At 45.7% G+C, this 17,984-nt stretch carries 12 protein-coding genes; 8 read left to right on the top strand and 4 right to left on the bottom strand.

The window, feature by feature from the left end:
* Positions 1–31: 31 nt before the first annotated feature.
* The 5 genes from bamG (at position 32) to ABV001_RS16475 (ending at position 7,274) form a co-directional block, all read left to right on the top strand.
* Positions 32–1,378 (top strand): BamG family beta-barrel-assembly machinery protein, encoded by a 1,347-nt coding sequence (gene bamG, locus ABV001_RS16495; protein WP_352423811.1) that lies wholly within the window; start codon positions 32–34, stop codon positions 1,376–1,378.
* Positions 1,379–1,520: 142 nt separating this feature from the next.
* A complete protein-coding gene (locus ABV001_RS16490) occupies positions 1,521–2,885 on the top strand; it encodes a tetratricopeptide repeat protein (RefSeq protein ID WP_352423810.1) in 1,365 nt (454 codons plus the stop codon).
* A gap of 26 nt (positions 2,886–2,911) precedes the next feature.
* Complete coding sequence (gene lptC, locus ABV001_RS16485; protein ID WP_352423809.1) at positions 2,912–3,562, top strand: LPS export ABC transporter periplasmic protein LptC; 651 nt, start codon at positions 2,912–2,914, stop codon at positions 3,560–3,562.
* A gap of 163 nt (positions 3,563–3,725) precedes the next feature.
* Positions 3,726–5,015 carry a hemolysin family protein gene (locus ABV001_RS16480; RefSeq protein WP_352423808.1) on the top strand — a complete coding sequence of 430 codons (1,290 nt, stop codon included), beginning with the start codon at positions 3,726–3,728 and terminating at the stop codon, positions 5,013–5,015.
* A 129-nt stretch (positions 5,016–5,144) separates the two neighbouring features.
* On the top strand, positions 5,145–7,274 hold the full coding sequence (locus tag ABV001_RS16475; protein WP_352423807.1) for a peptidylprolyl isomerase: 2,130 nt from the start codon (positions 5,145–5,147) through the stop codon (positions 7,272–7,274).
* Positions 7,275–7,367: 93 nt separating this feature from the next.
* Here the strand turns inward: ABV001_RS16475 and ABV001_RS16470 are convergent, their stop codons facing one another.
* Complete coding sequence (locus ABV001_RS16470; RefSeq protein WP_352423806.1) at positions 7,368–9,029, bottom strand: diphosphate--fructose-6-phosphate 1-phosphotransferase; 1,662 nt, start codon at positions 9,027–9,029, stop codon at positions 7,368–7,370.
* Positions 9,030–9,326: 297 nt separating this feature from the next.
* On the opposite strand from ABV001_RS16470, the gene ABV001_RS16465 reads away from it, so the two are divergent.
* Complete coding sequence (locus tag ABV001_RS16465) at positions 9,327–12,062, top strand: 2-oxoglutarate dehydrogenase E1 component (RefSeq protein WP_352423805.1); 2,736 nt, start codon at positions 9,327–9,329, stop codon at positions 12,060–12,062.
* 88 nt (positions 12,063–12,150) lie between these two features.
* Entirely contained in the window at positions 12,151–13,467 is a 1,317-nt protein-coding gene (gene odhB, locus ABV001_RS16460) for a 2-oxoglutarate dehydrogenase complex dihydrolipoyllysine-residue succinyltransferase (protein ID WP_352423804.1), read from the top strand.
* A gap of 8 nt (positions 13,468–13,475) precedes the next feature.
* Here odhB and ABV001_RS16455 read toward each other — a convergent pair whose 3' ends face one another.
* On the bottom strand, positions 13,476–15,806 hold the full coding sequence (locus tag ABV001_RS16455) for an ATP-dependent helicase (protein WP_352423803.1): 2,331 nt from the start codon (positions 15,804–15,806) through the stop codon (positions 13,476–13,478).
* 105 nt (positions 15,807–15,911) lie between these two features.
* Positions 15,912–16,400: a helix-turn-helix domain-containing protein gene (locus tag ABV001_RS16450; RefSeq protein WP_352423802.1), complete on the bottom strand. Its 489-nt coding sequence runs from the start codon at positions 16,398–16,400 to the stop codon at positions 15,912–15,914.
* Between the two features lie 515 nt (positions 16,401–16,915).
* Here ABV001_RS16450 and ABV001_RS16445 point away from each other — a divergent pair.
* Positions 16,916–17,296 (top strand): hypothetical protein, encoded by a 381-nt coding sequence (locus ABV001_RS16445; protein WP_352423801.1) that lies wholly within the window; start codon positions 16,916–16,918, stop codon positions 17,294–17,296.
* Between the two features lie 159 nt (positions 17,297–17,455).
* On the opposite strand, the gene ABV001_RS16440 is transcribed toward ABV001_RS16445, so the two are convergent.
* Positions 17,456–17,926 (bottom strand): hypothetical protein, encoded by a 471-nt coding sequence (locus ABV001_RS16440; RefSeq protein ID WP_352423800.1) that lies wholly within the window; start codon positions 17,924–17,926, stop codon positions 17,456–17,458.
* Positions 17,927–17,984 lie beyond the last annotated feature (58 nt).

Below are 17,984 nucleotides of genomic sequence, written 5' to 3'. Positions count from 1 at the left end.
CGGCTAAGAGCTGGTTATATATCCGAAACAGATGAATATTAGGAAAAAACGTTTCTCTTTATTGATCGCTTTTCTCTCGATTACCACAGTTATTATCGCACAACAGGTAGGGTCTAACTCCCCCTATAGCCGGTATGGATACGGACTTCTCATGAATCCGGTACCGAGTGCGTCGGAAGCTATGGGAGGGATCAGCTATGGGCTGCGAAGGAGTCAACAGGTGAATTGGGTTAACCCCGCATCCTATTCCAAACTCGATACGCTCACCTTTATCTTTGATCTGGGTATTTCGGGGCATATGGCACGAATGAGCGATGGGGTGACCGATACACGGGATTTTTATAATGGAAATCTCGATTATGTGGCCATACAATTCCCGCTGTTTCGCGGTATAGGCGCCAGTATAGGCTTGCTTCCGTTTTCCAAGATGGGATATAACTTCGGGAGTGTCCGTTCTGTGTCGAATACACAGTATCAGGAAACATACAGGGGCACCGGCGGCTTGAACCAGATATATGGAGGTATTGCATGGGAACCCATTCAAAATATTTCCATAGGAGCCAATTTTTCTTATCTGTTCGGTAATTTTTCGCGGAGCAGTGTGGTTGTCCCCGCATCGGGACTGGTGGGAGAAACCAAATATGGTTATTCTTTCCGTGAGTTTAAATACGATCTCGGAATGCAATTTACTTATCCGATCGATAAGGTCCGTTCGGTTACGTTTGGAGCGGTTTATTCACCCCGGTTGAATGCCAAGACCGATGTGAATCCAACGGAAATGTTATATACCAGTGACCCGTATAACACTCCCGGGCTATCACCTTCACAGGTACTGAAAACCGATACGTTGACGAATGCCTCCTTCCAACTTCCTCATACGTTTGGAGCCGGTGTCACTTACAGTACCGATCGGTTCCTGGTCGGAATCGACGGGACTTACCAATTGTGGAAAGAGCTGGATTATCCCGACGTGCTGGACAATCTTTCTCAAGAAAACAGGTTTAATAACGCTTTCCGGGTTAACGCCGGTATGGAGTATGTCATCGACCCGATGAGCCAGAACTATTTTCACCGTGTCCGTTTCAGGGGAGGGCTTTCTTATTCCAACTCTTATACCAATTTCAGTGTGAATGATCCCAACGATCCGGTGAATGGTGCGGGAAAGTATACCGGCACCTTCAAGGAATATGGAGTTAATGTGGGATTAGGACTGCCATTCAGGGATTATATGTCGGGGCATGTCTCGATGCTTAATATCGGGTTTGGCTATACAAGGCAACAACCCGATAGAGATTATATGATCAAGCAGGATATGTTTAAGATTACCATAGGCGTGAATATAAACGAGTTCTGGTTCTTTAAGCGGCAATTTAACTGATGCTGCGCACAGAAGAATACAATTGAAAAATAGAGTCAAAATTCGGGCAGTTGTTTAAACTTTTTCGTTAACACTCTGTCCAACCCACAAAATAGACATTTTGTCAAGCATGAGCAAAAACAATTTATAAATATCAAAGAGTATGAGAAAGTTATTATTATCGGGTTTGGTAGCTATGGTGGTAGTAGCTGCCGCCTCAGCGCAAAAGCCGGGATATGATCCTGTGAAAGCGCCCTACGGCCATGGAGAGGATAGTGTAAACTGCCGCCTGAATTTAAGCCTTATGCAAACATCTGCCAAGGCGGAAGATTATAAAGGCGCCTTGCAGCCGTGGGTGTATACATATGAGAACTGTCCCGCCTCCAGCAAGAATATCTATATTTATGGACCCCGCATTTTCAAAGCACTTCATGATGCAGAAACAGATGCAGCCAAGAAAAAACAGCATCTCGGCAAAGTTATGGAGATATATGACACGCGTCTCAAATACTATGGTCAGGATGATGACAAAGGGACGATCCTGGCCTATAAAGCTTACGACTATATGGAATTGATGGGTGAACAAGCCGACCAGGGGGTTGTCTACAGCATGTTGAATGAAGCTGTCGAAGACATGAAAGACCACCTGAACCCGCTCGACGCCTATTCTTATTTTATGGTGGCCTCTTTGAACGAATACCTGAGTGACAATTCCAAAAAGGATCGCTACATCTCTGACTATTTTAAAGTGATGGGCTATGTAGAGCAGGCTATTGCCAATGCCCGTACGGCGAACGATGAAACCAGCGCCGACTATCTCGGACAGGTGAAAGAAGGTATTGTAAAGGGATTTGTCAATAGTGGCGCCGGTGATTGCAAGACGCTCACTGAATACTATGCCGACCAGATAGAGCCCAATAAAGGTGATAAGGCATTTCTGAATGAAGTATTGGATGCGCTGGCATCGGTAGGTTGTGCAGATACCGATCTCTATTTTACCACTTCTGAGTATCTCTATCATCTTGAGCCCACAGCGGGAGCTGCCCTCGGGTTGGCCAACAAGAGCCTGAGGGATAAGGATTACGAGACGGCCATGAAGTATTATTCTGCTGCCGCCAAAATGGAAACCGACAAAAATAAAGCATCCGATTATATGATGCAACTTGCCGGGATTTTCTCTAACCAGCGTAATTTCGCAAGGGCAAGGCAAGCCGCTTACGATGCGTTGGAATACAACCCGAACAACGGTGAAGCTTATATCCTGATCGCCCAACTCTACGCCAGTTCGGCAGGTAACATTTTCCCCGAAACCGAAAAAGCGGGACTGGTATACCTCGTGGCAGTAGATAAATTGCAAAAAGCCAGATCGGTTGACCCAAGCGTGGCCAGTAAAGCGAATAACCTGATCAACCGCTACTCTGCTGCATTTATGGATACTGAGACTGCCTTTATGATGGGGATCAAAGCCGGGGAAACGATTACTATTCCCGGTTGGATCGGAGAAACGACTACCGTTCGTTTGAGATAATCCGTACAGTCTGATCAATTGGACAAATGTTGCGAAACTATCGTTACATACAATATATATGGCGCATAACAATCACTGTTTCAGTGGTTGTTATGTCGTTTTTTTCATGTAAGGATAAGAAAGACAACCTGGTCGCATTTGCTTATGATCCGGACACCGTGCCGACCATGATTACCACTGATGTATCTACCCTTATCTCTGATTCCGGTATTACCCGCTACAGGATAGTCGCGGATGTGTGGATGATATATGACCAGGCAAAAGAACCTTACTGGTATTTTCCCGAAGGATTATATTTTGAGCAATTTGCCCCCGACTTTGAGATTGAGGCAACCGTGCAGGCCGATACAGCATGGCGTTATACCGCGAAAGACTTGTGGAAATTAAGGAGTAACGTCCATGTAGAAAACTGGAAAGGGGAGCAGTTTGATAGCGAGGAGCTCTATTGGGACGGAAAGAATGGGAAAGTGTTTTCAGAAGCCTATATCGAGATCAAGAGCGGCCTTACGGAACTCAAAGGGTATGGGTTTGAATCGAACCAGACAATGACCCATTACCGTATTTTCCGGCCGCATGACGGTAAGCTCCCATTCTCTGAGACCACCCCTGGCGATTCTTTAGAAACTGATCCCGGTGAAACAGCCGGAATGGATAGTTTGGCGGTTGATGGGGAATGAAAAATGAATAGTGAAGAATGAAGAATGAAGAAAGAAGAATGAAGAAAGAAGAAAGAAGAAAGAAGAAAGAAGAAATGGTTACTTTAATCATTAATCACAAATCATTGGGGCTGATAATTTTTAATTCTTAATTCTTAACTTTTAATTCATAATTAGTAATTTTATGTGTGCCCATACAGAAATAGGGTGGTGGATTGGACTCTTGTTTCTCTCCCTTCTTTTTTCGGGGATAGAGTTGGCTTATATTTCCTCGGCTAAGTTGGAATATGTTGTCAGGGGGAGTACAACGCGTGGCTACAGGTATATGTTGGATGCTATCTATGGCCGTTTTCACCGGTTTCAGGTGGCAATGATGACGGGAAGGATTATCCTGCTCTTATTTTTTGTTTATTTTACTACCTTGATCATATATCAATTATCGAATGATGTATTCCAAAATGATTTTATAAGGATATTGCTGATTATCTCAATTGCCGTGCTTTTACTCTTGCTGGTGGATGAGTTCCTGCCGCGTATCCTGTTTGGAAAGAAACCTGATCTTTGGGTGAGGCTGTTCCTTTTCCCCGCTTTTTTATTGTATATATTGCTTTATCCCATTGCCGGATTATTTGAGGGGGTGTCGAAGTTAATACTTCGGCTTTCAGGTGTTAAATTGTCGGAGTCGGTACAGGATGACCTGTCTTACCGGGTAAATTTCGATACCGTCATAGAGAATAACGGTAGTGACATATCGAAAGAGGTGGAAGTTGATTCAGAGGTGAAAATATTTCGCAATGCGCTTGATTTTTCTTCCAAAAAGGTGAGGGATTGCATGGTGCCCCGTGCCGATATTGTGGCAGTGAACCTCGATACCGGTCTCGACAGATTGAAAGAGCTGTTCATTGAATCCGGCATCTCCAGGATCCTTGTCTTTAAAGAGAATCTCGATAATATAGTAGGCTATATACATATGTGGGAGATTTTCAATAACCCGCAGGACTGGACAAATAATCTCGCCTCCATCTCTTTCGTGCCGGAAAGCATGCATGCCAACCAGTTGATGAGCGACCTGATGCAACACCGTAAAAGTATCGCCGTGGTAGTAGACGAGTTTGGAGGTACATCCGGGATTGTAACTATGGAGGACCTTGTAGAGGAAATTTTTGGCGATATTGAAGATGAATATGATGTAGAATCGAAATTTGTGAAGCGGGAGGGAGAAGATGAATTCGTCATGTCGGGGCGTGTGGAAATAGACCATCTGAACGATGTATATCACCTGGATATTCCGAAGTCGGATGAATATTCTACGATTGCCGGCTATCTGTTATTTCACATGCAACGCTTCCCGAAGACCTATGAAACTGTTATTATCGGAAAATATACCTTTAAAATACTAAAAGTAACCGCACGGAAAATAGAGGTTGTACGGCTTATTGCCGATACACAAGACAGCAGGGAGATATTGTCCTGACTTGATGAACAACTAAATCAGCACATTTTCCTTAAAAAATAACGCTGTCTGCATTATTTTTGCTAACTTCGTGCCCTTATTTGAAATATAACAATTTATCACGTTCTAAGAATAATAAAAGATAGTTAGATGGCTACTTTACAAAAGATTAGAGATAAAGGTACGCTCCTCGTCATAATAATTGGCTTGGCGTTGCTTGCCTTTGTATTGGGAGATTTACTCACTTCCGGGAGAACATTATTTGGAAGAGCACAAGACAAGGCGTTCGTAGTGAACCGTGAGGTGATTTCAACCCAGCAATATGCCGATAAAATTACGCAATTCGAGGAATTCCAGAAGATGGTAAGCGGACAATCGTCGCTTGATGAAAACGTGTCGTCACAGATACGCGAAGTGGTGTATCAACAGATGGTGCGGGATCGTCTGCTGGGTAATCAGGCCGAAAAGCTGGGTCTCACAATCACCAAGGAAGAACTGAATGACCTGGTACATGGTCAATCAATTTCACCGGTGTTGCAACAACTTCCCTTTTTCGTCGACCCGCAAACGGGCATGTTCGACCGGAACGCTCTCATCCAATTTATCAATACGGTAAATATTCCAAGCCCTAATCCCCAGGAACAAGCATTGGTCAACCAATACAAGAGTTTGTGGCTGTTTATCGAAGAAATGGTCAGGACGCAGCGCCTGGAGGAAAAATATATATCCCTTCTCTCTAATGCAATCATTGCGAATGATGTGGAAGCGAAAGCCGCATTCGATTATTCACAACAAAATGCGGATATTGAGTACGCGATGAAGAGTTTCTTTACCGTTCCTGATTCTACGGTAAACGTAACCGATGACGAAATAAAAGCTTTCTATAATAAACATAAGGGATCTTTCAGGATGGAAGCCCCTCTTGTAAAGCTTTCCTACTTTACCAAAGGAATCACTCCCAGTGACGAAGATTATGCCGACGTAGAAGCCGAGTCGCATAAAGCCTTTGACGAATTGAGCAGCGCCGCCAATCCTGCTGCGATTGTGGCCGATTATTCTCAGACACCCTTTCGTGATGTATTTGTAAGCGAGCATATGCTGACTCCCACCCAGGTGGAATTTGTCCGTGATGCAACTATCAACGAGATGTATGGCCCGACACGTGAAGGCGACTCATTCCATATTTATAAGCTAATTGATAAGACGGTCGCTCCCGATTCTGTACATCTGAGCATGATGGCTATTCCCGATGCTTCAATAGTGGGACAGGATTCCGTTATCACCCACTTTGTGGATAGTATTTACGGGGTCATAGCGGGCGGTACCCCTTTTGCGGTGGTAGCCAATAGCCTCAATCCTAATTCTAATGGCGGCGATATGGGATGGGCCAGGGAATTGGATCTTGCCGGATTCAGTACTGATCTGGTAAAAGCTGCTTTCAACGCGCCGGTAGGACAACCGGTTAAATTATCTATTCCCGGACAACAACTTATCCTTCAGGTAGAAGAACGTACCCGGCCGGTCAATAAATACAAACTGGCCATTGTAGATATGCCGGTATTGCCGAGTGAAAAAACATCCAACAATATCGACAATGAACTGAACCAGTTCGTTTCCTCGCCTGATGTGAGCCAGAAGTTCAACGAACTGGCTTCGGAAAAGGGATATATGGTGATGCCCGGTATTACTGTTTCTGCCAATGAATTTACATTGGCTCAGATCCCCGGTTCCCGCCAGGTGATCACTTGGGCTGCCAATGAGAAAAAAGCAGGGACTGTGAAGAAATTCGACCTCACCAACCTGCGTATCATCGCAAGGGTGGAAAGGGTAATCCCTTCAGGCACGACACCCTTGTCGGAGGTCTCTTCGGGTATCCGTTCCCAATTGGTGAATGAGAAGAAGGCTGAAAAGATCATCAGCGACCTGAAGTCACAGAACCTCTCCTCTCTCGACGCGTATGCAACAGCTATGAACACCCATACCGATACTGTCCGTTTTGTGAATTTCAATACGCAGAATATTACCGGGTTGGGATTTGAACCGGCTCTGAATGCTGTTTCCGCATTCGCTCCGACCAATAAGATAGTGGGACCGTTGAAGGGAAATATGGGAGTGTATGTGGCTACGGTGACCAACCGTGCTGAAGGGGAAGATGAATATGATGCCGAAGAGCAGAAAAACCAGATACTGAACAACAACGCTTATCGTTTGCAAATGCAATCGATAGAGGTGTTGAAAGCTAAACTGGGTGTGGAAGACAACCGTTTCAGGTTCTTCTGATCTCATTATAAGGTTAATAATAGCTTTGTATAGCAACAAAAGAGGTGGCTTCATAAATGAGGCCACCTCTTTTAAGTTTCGTGTCGAGTGAGTTTATTCCTTAATCGTGCCGTTTTGTTCCAATTGCAACGTTTTGCTGGGCTGGTCGCATACTTCTGTCGGGCCGAAATACTGGATCGGGCCGGGATATACATAATCGGTTTCAACCGCCCACTGGTCACGTTGGCTTTCGAAATATTTGAATGGAGCGCCATCCAGTTCTACCAACGCTTTTTGAATGACCGGTTTCATTTCTCCATGGCGACGTTCCATATTCATCATCATGGTGATGGGTACACCACCCGCGATCCACTCTATAGCGGGGGCTGTGGTGTTGCGTACGGACGACATATATCCGGTCTTGCCGGCAGCAATCAGCATGGAGGCGGTATAGCCGAGTGAATAACAATAGTCTGTGTCGTAGTTCGACGGAGCGGCACAACGGCCTTCATATCCGAAGAAATGGGTAATAGTGGAGAATTTACCTTTATATCGGCCTTCTTGTGTCCATGCATCGAGCCTTTTCTTCACCATCTCAGCCAATAGCTTCTCTGTTTCGATCAGCGATACTTGCACATTGCCGTGCGGGTCACGGTCCAGCGTGAGTTGGCGTGCTACCGTCTCGGGAAGGCTGGCGTATATCTTCGCATTCTCAGCGGAGAGCTTGCTGATGATATAGTCGCGTTGTCCGGAGCGGCGTACCAGGTTGAACTCCTCCTGGTTATGGGCGAGGAAATCGTTCAACTCGTTGATCAATTTTTTCATCGCGGGAATAAATTCTATCAGCCCTTCGGGTATGATGACCGTGCCGAAATTCAATCCTTTTTCCGCCCGTTGGGTGATCACGCCGGCTATATAATCGATGATGTCATCGAGCGACTGTCCTTTGGCTGCCACCTCTTCCGAGATGAGACAGATATTGGGTTGCGTTTGTAATGCACATTCCAGTGCTATATGCGATGCGGAACGGCCCATCACTTTAACAAAGTGCCAGTATTTGCGTGCCGAATTACAGTCGCGCTGGATATTTCCAATCAATTCTGAATATACTTTGCATGCGGTATCGAAGCCGAAAGAGGTCTCGATCTGCTCGTTCTTCAGGTCGCCGTCAATAGTCTTGGGACAACCGATCACCTGCACTCCGGCGTTAATGGATGCGTAATATTCGGCCAATACGCAGGCGTTGGTATTGGAATCGTCCCCGCCGATGATGACCAGCGCTTTGATGTCCAGTTTTTTCAGTATTTCAAGCCCTTTGTTGAATTGTTCCTTGGTCTCCAGCTTTGTGCGTCCGGAGCCGATAATGTCAAACCCGCCGGTATTGCGGTATTCATCAATGATGTCGGAAGTAAGTTCTTTATAGGTATGTTTGACCAACCCGTCAGGCCCCAGGATAAAACCATACAGTTTGCTGTCTTTGTGAAGCCTTTTGATGCCGTCGAATATGCCGGCGATCACGTTATGCCCCCCGGGAGCCTGTCCTCCCGAAAGGATCACACCCACATTTACAGGTGCCGATACTCCGGGTTCACCGGCTGCATGGATAAATTGAACGACCGGCATCCCATACGTGTTGGGGAAGAGTTTTTGTATCTCCTCCTGGTCGAGTACCGATTGTGTGGCAGCACCTTCCCGGATGTCCACATTGCCCTTCAAACCTTCGGGCATCTTGGGCACATAACTTGCCCTTGCAATTTGTAAAGCACTTTTTGTCATTAGATCGATTTTTTTTATGATGAATTGTATTTGTCTCTTCCCGGATAGCTTGTGCCGGGGGGGCCGCTATGTAAACGGGTAGAGGATGACTCTACACGGATTTTTACGGCCGGACAACGATATATAGTTGATGGAGTTCAACCCCAAAAGTACTATTTTTTCGGGAAATAATGAACAATTTTACTATCTTTACCATTCATACCAGATAAGTAAGAAGTGGAGAACTGAAGAAGTTAAGAAGTGGAGAAGTTTTTTGTCTTGATTCTTAGCTCTTGACTCTTTATTAAAAAATGACCGATGAATGCCAAAGAGGAATTGAATGCAGTGGATCTGGAAGCCATAGAAGATTTATATAGAAAATATAAGGCAGATCCTGAGAGTGTGGATGAGAGTTTTCGTTATTTCTTTCAGGGTTTTGATTTAGCCGTCACCCGTTTTCCGGTAAAGCCGGGAGAGGGTAGTGTGTCGGTTGAGAATTCCCGGAAAGAGTTGGCTGTGATGAACCTGATTACTGCGTACAGGCGGCGTGGACACCTTTTTACCAAGACCAATCCTGTTCGTACGCGCCGGAGTTATACACCTACACTTGCCATCGAGAATTTCGACCTTGCCGAAAGCGACCTTGACCGGGAGTTTGAAGTCGGGCATGAGGTAGGGCTGGGTAAGGCTACATTGCGGGAGATCATAGCCCGTCTCGAAAAAACCTATTGTACATCAATTGGAGTGGAGTACCGTTATATGACCAAACCGGAGATTGTACGATGGTTACAGGACAAGATGGAACTCTCGGAAAACCGGGAAATGTTGTCCCGGGAGGCAAAATTGCGTATTCTTGACCGCCTTGTCGAAGCATCGGGTTTCGAGGACTATCTTCATAAAAAGTTTGTAGGACAAAAGCGGTTTTCTTTGGAAGGATCAGAATCGATCATTCCCGCTTTGGACGCCATGATGTCGCGGGGCGGCGCCTATGACGTCAATGAGATTGTGTTTGGCATGGCGCACCGGGGGCGATTGAATGTACTTACCAACCTGATGCAAAAACCGTATGCCCAGGTCTTCCGTGAATTCAATGCACAGAATTATGAGGAGGAGATCAAATACGGTGACGTAAAATATCACCTTGGATATAGCAGTACCATTGATTACGAAGGACGTACCATCACACTCAGCCTTACACCCAACCCTTCCCATCTCGAAGCAGTGGGGCCTGTAGTACAGGGTATTGCCCGGTCGATGCTGGAAAATACACACAATTATGATTATGACCAGGTGTTGCCCATCCTCATTCATGGCGATGCGGCCATTGCCGGACAGGGTGTGGTATATGAAACCATCCAGTTTTCCAAACTCGATGGGTATAAAACAGGGGGCACCATCCATATTGTGATTAACAACCAGGTGGGATTTACCACTAATTACTTAGAGGCACGCTCCAGTACCTATTGTACCGATGTGGCAAAGGTGACCCATTCGCCCGTATTCCATGTGAACGGGGACGATATAGAAGCGATGGTGTATGTGGCCAAGCTGGCTTTGGAATTTCGTCAAAAATTCAATACCGATGTCTTTATCGATCTGCTCTCCTACCGTAAATATGGTCATAACGAAGGAGATGAGCCGCGTTTTACGCAACCAAAGTTGTATGATATCATTGCCAAACATAAGAATCCGCGGGATATTTATGCGGAAAAACTGATCGCCGAAAACGTTATCACCCGGCAGGAGTTTGAGGCAAAAGTATCCCGGTTTCACCGTCGATTGGAAGAGGCTTATGAGGAGTCACTTCAATCGAGTAAACTGAACCTGCAGCCTTTTTTTCCGCACAGGTATAAGAATATACGTTATCCGGAAGCGTCGGATTTTGAAAAGAGTGCCGATACGGCTATCCCGAAGGAGTTATTTCTGGATCTGGCTCAGCGTATTACCCGGCTGCCGGAGGATAAGAAATTCTTTAACAAAACCCAGCGCCTGTTTGCACAGCGGGCGGCTATGATTGAGCAGGACAGTTATGATTGGGCGATGGGAGAGCTGATGGCATACGCTTCCCTGGCCAAGGAGAAACATTCGGTGAGGTTGAGTGGACAGGATTCCGAGCGGGGTACCTTTTCGCATCGGCATGCCGAGGTGGTCACCGAAGACGGTGAAGAGAAATATTTTCCATTGAAGACGTTGGGAGAGGGACAGGCGCCTGCCCGGGTCTATAATTCTCCACTCAACGAGTATGGTATATTGGGATTTGAATATGGTTACTCATTGGCTCACCCATATGGGCTGACTATCTGGGAAGCACAGTTTGGCGACTTTTACAATGTAGGGCAGGTGATTGTGGACCAGTATATCTCGGCAGCACAAGAGAAATGGGGTATAAGGTCGGGGTTGGTGATGCTGTTACCCCATGGATATGAGGGGCAGGGAGCCGAACATTCGAGTGGCCGCGTAGAGCGTTTTCTGAGCCTTTGTGCCAACTATAATCTGCAAGTGGTGAATTGTACCACTCCCGCCAACTTTTTCCATGTGTTGCGAAGGCAACTGCACCGCGATATCCGTCTTCCCCTGATCGTCTTTACCCCCAAAAGCCTCTTACGTCATCCCGAATGTGTGTCGACCCTTGCCGATTTCACGGAAGGACGGTTTCTGGAAGTGATGGAAGACCCATCCATGGAAGATTTGTCGAAAGTGAAAAGAGTGTTGCTTTGTAGCGGTAAGATCTACTACGAACTCAATGCTGAAAGAAGGAAAAGAAATATAGATGATATATCCGTGCTTCGCATCGAACAGCTCTATCCTTTTCCGGAAAAGCAGATCAGGGAGATATTACAGCAATATCCGGAGAATGTGGAACTTGTGTGGGTACAGGAGGAGCCATTCAATATGGGAGCGGCCCTTTTTGTAAAACAGCAAATGGGCGATTGCACGTTACGAGTTATCAGTCGCCCTCCCAGTGGCGTTACCGCAGAAGGGCTGTCGGCCCAGCATAAAGTGCATCAGGCGATTATTTTGGAGGAAGCATTTTCTTTTGAGAGTAAAGAGTAAAGAATAAAGAGTAAAGACTTTTAGAGCCAAGAAGCATGAACCAAAATAATTTCATTGGCACATTGATTTATTAGCACATTAATTGAATATGGCAATAATAGAAATAAAAATACCGAGTCCGGGAGAATCCATCACAAGCGTGGAACTTTCCCGCTGGTTAGTGGAAGAGGGAGCAGTAGTACAAAAAGATAGTGAGATTGCAGAATTGGAATCAGAAAAAGCTACGCTGATGCTGGTGGCAGAAGAGAGTGGGAAAATATCTCTCAACGCTGCGGAAGGAGAATCGATAGAGGTGGGTGCCGTGGCCTGTACCATAGACACGTCCGTGCAGCCGGAAGAGTCTGCTTCGGAACAGCCTTCTGCAAAAAGAGATGAAGCACAGCCTCCTTTGCAGGCCGAACAGAAAGCGTCTGTCCCACCCGTGGAGAAGTCTGCCCCGACTGATATCCCGACAGCTAAGACAGCTGTTAACCCTTCTGAAGTCCAAACGGATTATGACAAAATAAAAATCACGCCTCTGGCTAAGAAAGTGATGACGGAGAACGGCTTGTCGGTGGAAGATGTGATCAACGGTTTGAGACGGTTGAAACGCGAAGATGTAGAGGCGGTTTTGGGCATGTCGGCCATAGGAGGAGCAAGTGGGATCGGTACAAATGGCCTGAAAAAACCGGTCAGTCGTGAGTCGAAAAGTGAAAGGATGAGTTCCTTACGCCGGAAGTTGAGTGAGCGGCTGGTATCGGTGAAGAACGAGACGGCCATGTTGACCACTTTTAATGAGGTCGACATGAAGTCCATTATGGATTTACGCAAGAAATACCAGACCCGGTTCGTGGAACAACACGGTATCAAATTGGGTATTATGTCTTTCTTCCTGAAAGCCTGTGCTGTGGCACTGCGTGAATTTCCCAATGTAAATGCCATGTTGGACGGTGAAAATATGGTCACCTATGACTATGCTGATATATCCGTAGCGGTGAGTACACCCAAAGGGTTGATGGTACCGGTCATCCGCAATGTGGAAAGCCTGGGATTGGCAGAAATAGAGCGCGCGCTTGAGGATCTTGCGGGAAAAGCCCGGAGTGGCAAGATATCCATCCCTGAAATGAGTGGTGGCACGTTCACGGTGACCAACGGCGGTGTTTTCGGATCCATGATGTCCACTCCGCTTATCAATCCACCCCAGTCCGCCATACTGGGGATGCACAATATCCTGGAGCGTCCGGTCGCTGTAGATGGCCAGATAGTGATCCGTCCCATGATGTATGTGGCGCTGTCGTATGACCATCGTGTGATCGACGGCCGTGAGTCTGTCGGTTTTCTGGTCAGGGTTAAACAATTGCTGGAAAATCCGACTGACATGTTGTTCGGGGGAAGTAACGGCGAAAAAGTCTTGCTTGGAATTTAAAATTGGATTTACTTTACAATTGAGAATTTGGCGAATTTAAGTAGCAGTTGTTTTTTTCCGGCAGACTCAAACTCCACGAAAGCCCGTCGGTCATTGCCGCTCATTTCGATGGAAGTCACTACCCCGCGTCCGAAGCGCTCATGCTCAATTATATGTCCAACTTCCAGTTCTTGCGCTTCTTTCGATAAGGGCGCAACGGAAGCAGCCCGTTGTATTGGTACTGGTCGTTTTGGAATAATAGGGGTTCTGGCATAATTGCTATCTGAGGTATCCTGTTCTCTCCGCTCCCGCTGTTCCCGCATAGATCCCCAGAAATCGTCCGTTGACGTCTGCCATACAGTAGTTTCACTATCCTCCCCTTCGATAAAACAAGGATCTATATCTTTCAGGAAGCGGCTTGGAGAGGCCGCACTGGTCATCCCATTCCTGAAGCGGCTTTTCGCATAGGTAATAGTACAGTTTTTTTTTGCGCGGGTGATCGCCACATAGAAGAGGCGGCGTTCCTCTTCCAGTCCCCGTGTTTCCGATTTTGCCATCGCTGACGGGAAAAGGTCTTCTTCCATTCCTACCACGAACACATGATCGAATTCCAATCCTTTGGCGGAGTGGACAGTCATTAGCGTTACCCGCTCGTTGTCGGTTTCGTTGTCGGTATCCTGGTCGGTGAGCAGCGACACTTCCGATAGAAAATCTGTCAGGCTGACATTTTCCTCACCCTGCTCCTGCCGTGTTTCCACAAATTCGTTGATCGCGTTGAGCAACTCCTGCATATTCTGTGCGCGGCTCATTCCTTCGGGCGTCATGTCATTGTAAGCCTCTTTGGCGATGCCACTGTTTTTAATTACCTCCTGTGCCAGTGTGAAGGCGTTCATCGTCTCGTTTTTATCGATAAGATCCTGTATCAGGCTATGGAAGCTTTCCAGTTTCTTGGCTGTTCCCGTGTTGACAGCCAGATTATATTCTAACGGATTGGTTACCACTTTCCAGAGGCTTACACTATGGAGTTGGGCAATGGAAGTAATCTTGCCTACCGTCACGTCGCCGATACCCCGGGTGGGGTAGTTGATGATACGGCGAAAAGCATCTTCGTCGTTTGGGTTGACGATCAGTCGGAAATAGCTGATGATATCCTTGATCTCCTTGCGTTGATAAAACGACAGTCCCCCGTATATCTTGTAGGGGATATTGTTTTTCCTCAGTGCCTCCTCAAAAACACGTGACTGGGCATTGGTCCGGTAAAGGATGGCGAAGTCGCTGTAATGCGCATGTTTCTCTATCCGCATCCTGGCGATTTTGTTGGAGACAATCAATCCCTCTTCGAAATCGGAAAAAGCACTTCTGATCTCTATCTTCTCACCCTCTTCATTCTCCGAGAATACATTTTTGAATATCTGTTCACTGTTCTTCTTGATCAGGCTGTTGGCCGCGTTCACAATATTTTGAGTGGAGCGGTAGTTTTGCTCCAGTTTGAATATCTGTGTATTGGGGAAATTCGATTTGAATTTCAGGATATTGTCGATGTTGGCACCCCTGAACGAGTAGATACTCTGCGCATCGTCACCCACCACGCATACGCGGTGATGGGCATCTGCCAGTTGTTTCACAATGAGGTGCTGCGCGAAGTTGGTATCCTGGTACTCGTCCACCAAGATATATTGGAACTGGTTCTGGTATTTTTCCAGTATATCCTTGTGATCGCGGAACAGGATATTGGTGTACATCAGCAGATCGTCGAAGTCCATGCTGTTGGCAGCGCGGAGCCTGCTTTGGTAACGCTGGTATATCTCGAAAAGCTGTGGCCTTTTCGCCATCCGGTCGTACTGTATGATTTCGGCATTGGCTGCATACATGGCCGGCGTGATCAGGCTGTTCTTCGCTCTCGATATCTGCCCGTGTACCGCTCCCGGCCTGTATTGTTTGTCATCCAGTTGCATTTCCTTGATGATCAGCCGGATTAAATTATTGGAATCGGATGAATCAAAGATGGTGAAGTTCGATTGAAAACCGGCTGCTTCCGCTTCATTCCTTAATATACGTGCAAAAATGGAGTGGAAGGTACCCATCCAGAGCCGCCGGGCCCTTTTCTCCCCCACAATATCGGCAATACGTGATTTCATCTCGCGTGCCGCCTTGTTGGTGAAGGTGAGTGCCAGGATGTAGTAGGGGGGGAGTCCCTGTTCCAGCAGGTAGGCGATCTTATAAGTGAGTACCCGGGTTTTCCCTGATCCTGCACCGGCGATTACGAGCGACGGTCCGTCGCAGAATGCCACGGCTGCCCGTTGTGCTTCGTTCAGCTGGCTGAGAAGACCAGAGTCGCTATTTTTTTCGGTTTCTTGCATAACTACAAAAGTACGAAATTTCGACGGAACAGAATAAAAAACCGTCCTCAAACGAGGGCGGTTATCGATCCTTTGACAAGCAGGATACCGTATTTTTTGTAAAAGTTATAGATCAGATAATTTTGACGATCTGCTTTTAAGAGGTGAGATTCCGTAACGCTTGCTATAGAGATTTATTAAATGTGATACGCTCTTGAAATCGTACATTTTGGCTATTTCCGTAATAGTTATATCCGAATTGATCACCAATGAGTTAATCTCCTCCATTTTCCTATCCAGCATCCATTGATAAGGTGTTTGTCTGAAGCACTTTTTGAAATGGCGTGTGAAAGTTTTTATGCAATCGTAGCCGCAAAGTTCCGACAGCTCATTCGCATTCTTGGCGGACAGATAGTTTTTAAACACTCTGTCTTCGAACCCCTTTGACTTCGATACCCGCGGGATAAATTTCACAAGTACAATCTCACTATCGGGCGATGGATTTACCCTGCTCTTCAAACCGTCTGAGAAAGTAAATGTGCATGAGGCCACATCCGTAAGCAAATATTTGCGTACGTCCTTCTGTTTGTCATTTTTGAATTTCGCGCTATCCATACCTCCCTTTTTTTAAGTGTTCTATTGCATGAGCGTTTTCGTTAAGCAATACGAACAGAAGACAAGTTTGCTTGGACTATGTCATGACGAAAAAAATCTAATTTTAATGAATACTCTTAATGACCACGATCAATACAGCGAATATGCCGTTTTTAGGTCTTGATATGCAGGTGTATAATTCTGTCATGCCCAGTTGATATAACCTTGGCTTTCATTTATCGACAATTTTTAATTCGATGCCTCCTTTTGCGATCGCTGTTTGTCTGATTCTTTTTGATAATTCCGTATCTGTTTCGCCATTTAGCGCCTTCCGAATTGTAGGGTACGTTACATTGAGCACTTTCATAATCTCTTTCCGTACCGCATAGTCGACTTTTATGATAGTATTTCCCATTTTTGTTATATGTGAAAACTTTTCTTTATCTTTATAGCGTTTTTCAAATTGAAACTTTTGCACAAAGTAATAGACAATTTTCTAATTAAGCAAATTTATCGGGGAGTATTTTCTATTTTTTATGAAAATAATTCAAAGAATATATCAGTATATAAATGAGAAAGAATTGAGGCCGGCTGAATTTGAGAGGATGATAGGCGTTTCAAACGGTTATATAAGTAAAATGTATGCAAGACTTTCGGATGTAGGCGAGGGCGTTCTTATGCAGATAATAGAAAATTGTCCGGATTTGAATCCAATGTGGTTGATTTTAGGTACAGGTGAGATGTTGAATAATTCGGGGGGCAATAATATCCCGGAATCGGTTTTGGATAAACTTGTCAATGAGATCAAAGAATTATCAGCAAAGAATGAGAGATTAAAAATAGAAAATGAACGTTTAACCACTGAGATGGACAATAAAAGTCCGTCTTATAATCCATCTGTTATTGTCGAGAATTAATTAGAAATCGTTCCATCCCTTTTTACTAAAAAACCGCCCTCAAGCGAGGGCGGCTTTCAAGGAATGCTTCCTTTTTAAGTTTATCTGAACGTTTTCGTTATACTAAATGAGCAAGGTTAAACTTGTTTGAACTTTGCCATAGCTGGAAAACGACTAGGTTTACCTGAACGTATAGCGCAAGCTAAGAGCGAATCCACTATACCAGTAGTCGTTATAACCTTGAGTGAAGTTAATTGACGGTTTCCAGTCCAGGGAGATGTTAAAGGGTGCCTGGGGAAATGTATACTCGATACCGCCAATCAGGTCGGCTCCAATCAGGAAGGTGCCATCGTAGCGGTCCTTGTGTTTGTGGATCCCTCCGATGTGTCCACCGAGCCCCAGGTACCAGTCCAATCCTCGGACATCGGGCACCGGTTGCTGGTATTCATATAATCCCGTTGCCTGGAAGTAGTTGGGAGAGAACGCAATGATGAATTCACCCGCGGATGCCGGCGCGAAGAAATGTTTCAACGTCACACCGTTGTCGTAACCCAATCTCACGCCGAGTGAGGAGTTGTACTGTTGTGCGTTCAATGTAGTGGCAAATGCTGTCGTCAGAAGAGCAGCAAAAAGTAGTTTTTGTAGTTTCATATGATTTTGTTTTATAAGAAGAATAACAAACAATTGTTGATTTTGTTCTCCCTTTCCC

This window comes from Proteiniphilum sp., assembly GCF_040307845.1.
Classification (GTDB): Bacteria; Bacteroidota; Bacteroidia; order Bacteroidales; family Dysgonomonadaceae; genus Proteiniphilum.
The sequence above is the reverse complement of the archived record's forward strand: the minus strand, read 5'-3'. Positions and strand labels throughout refer to the sequence as shown.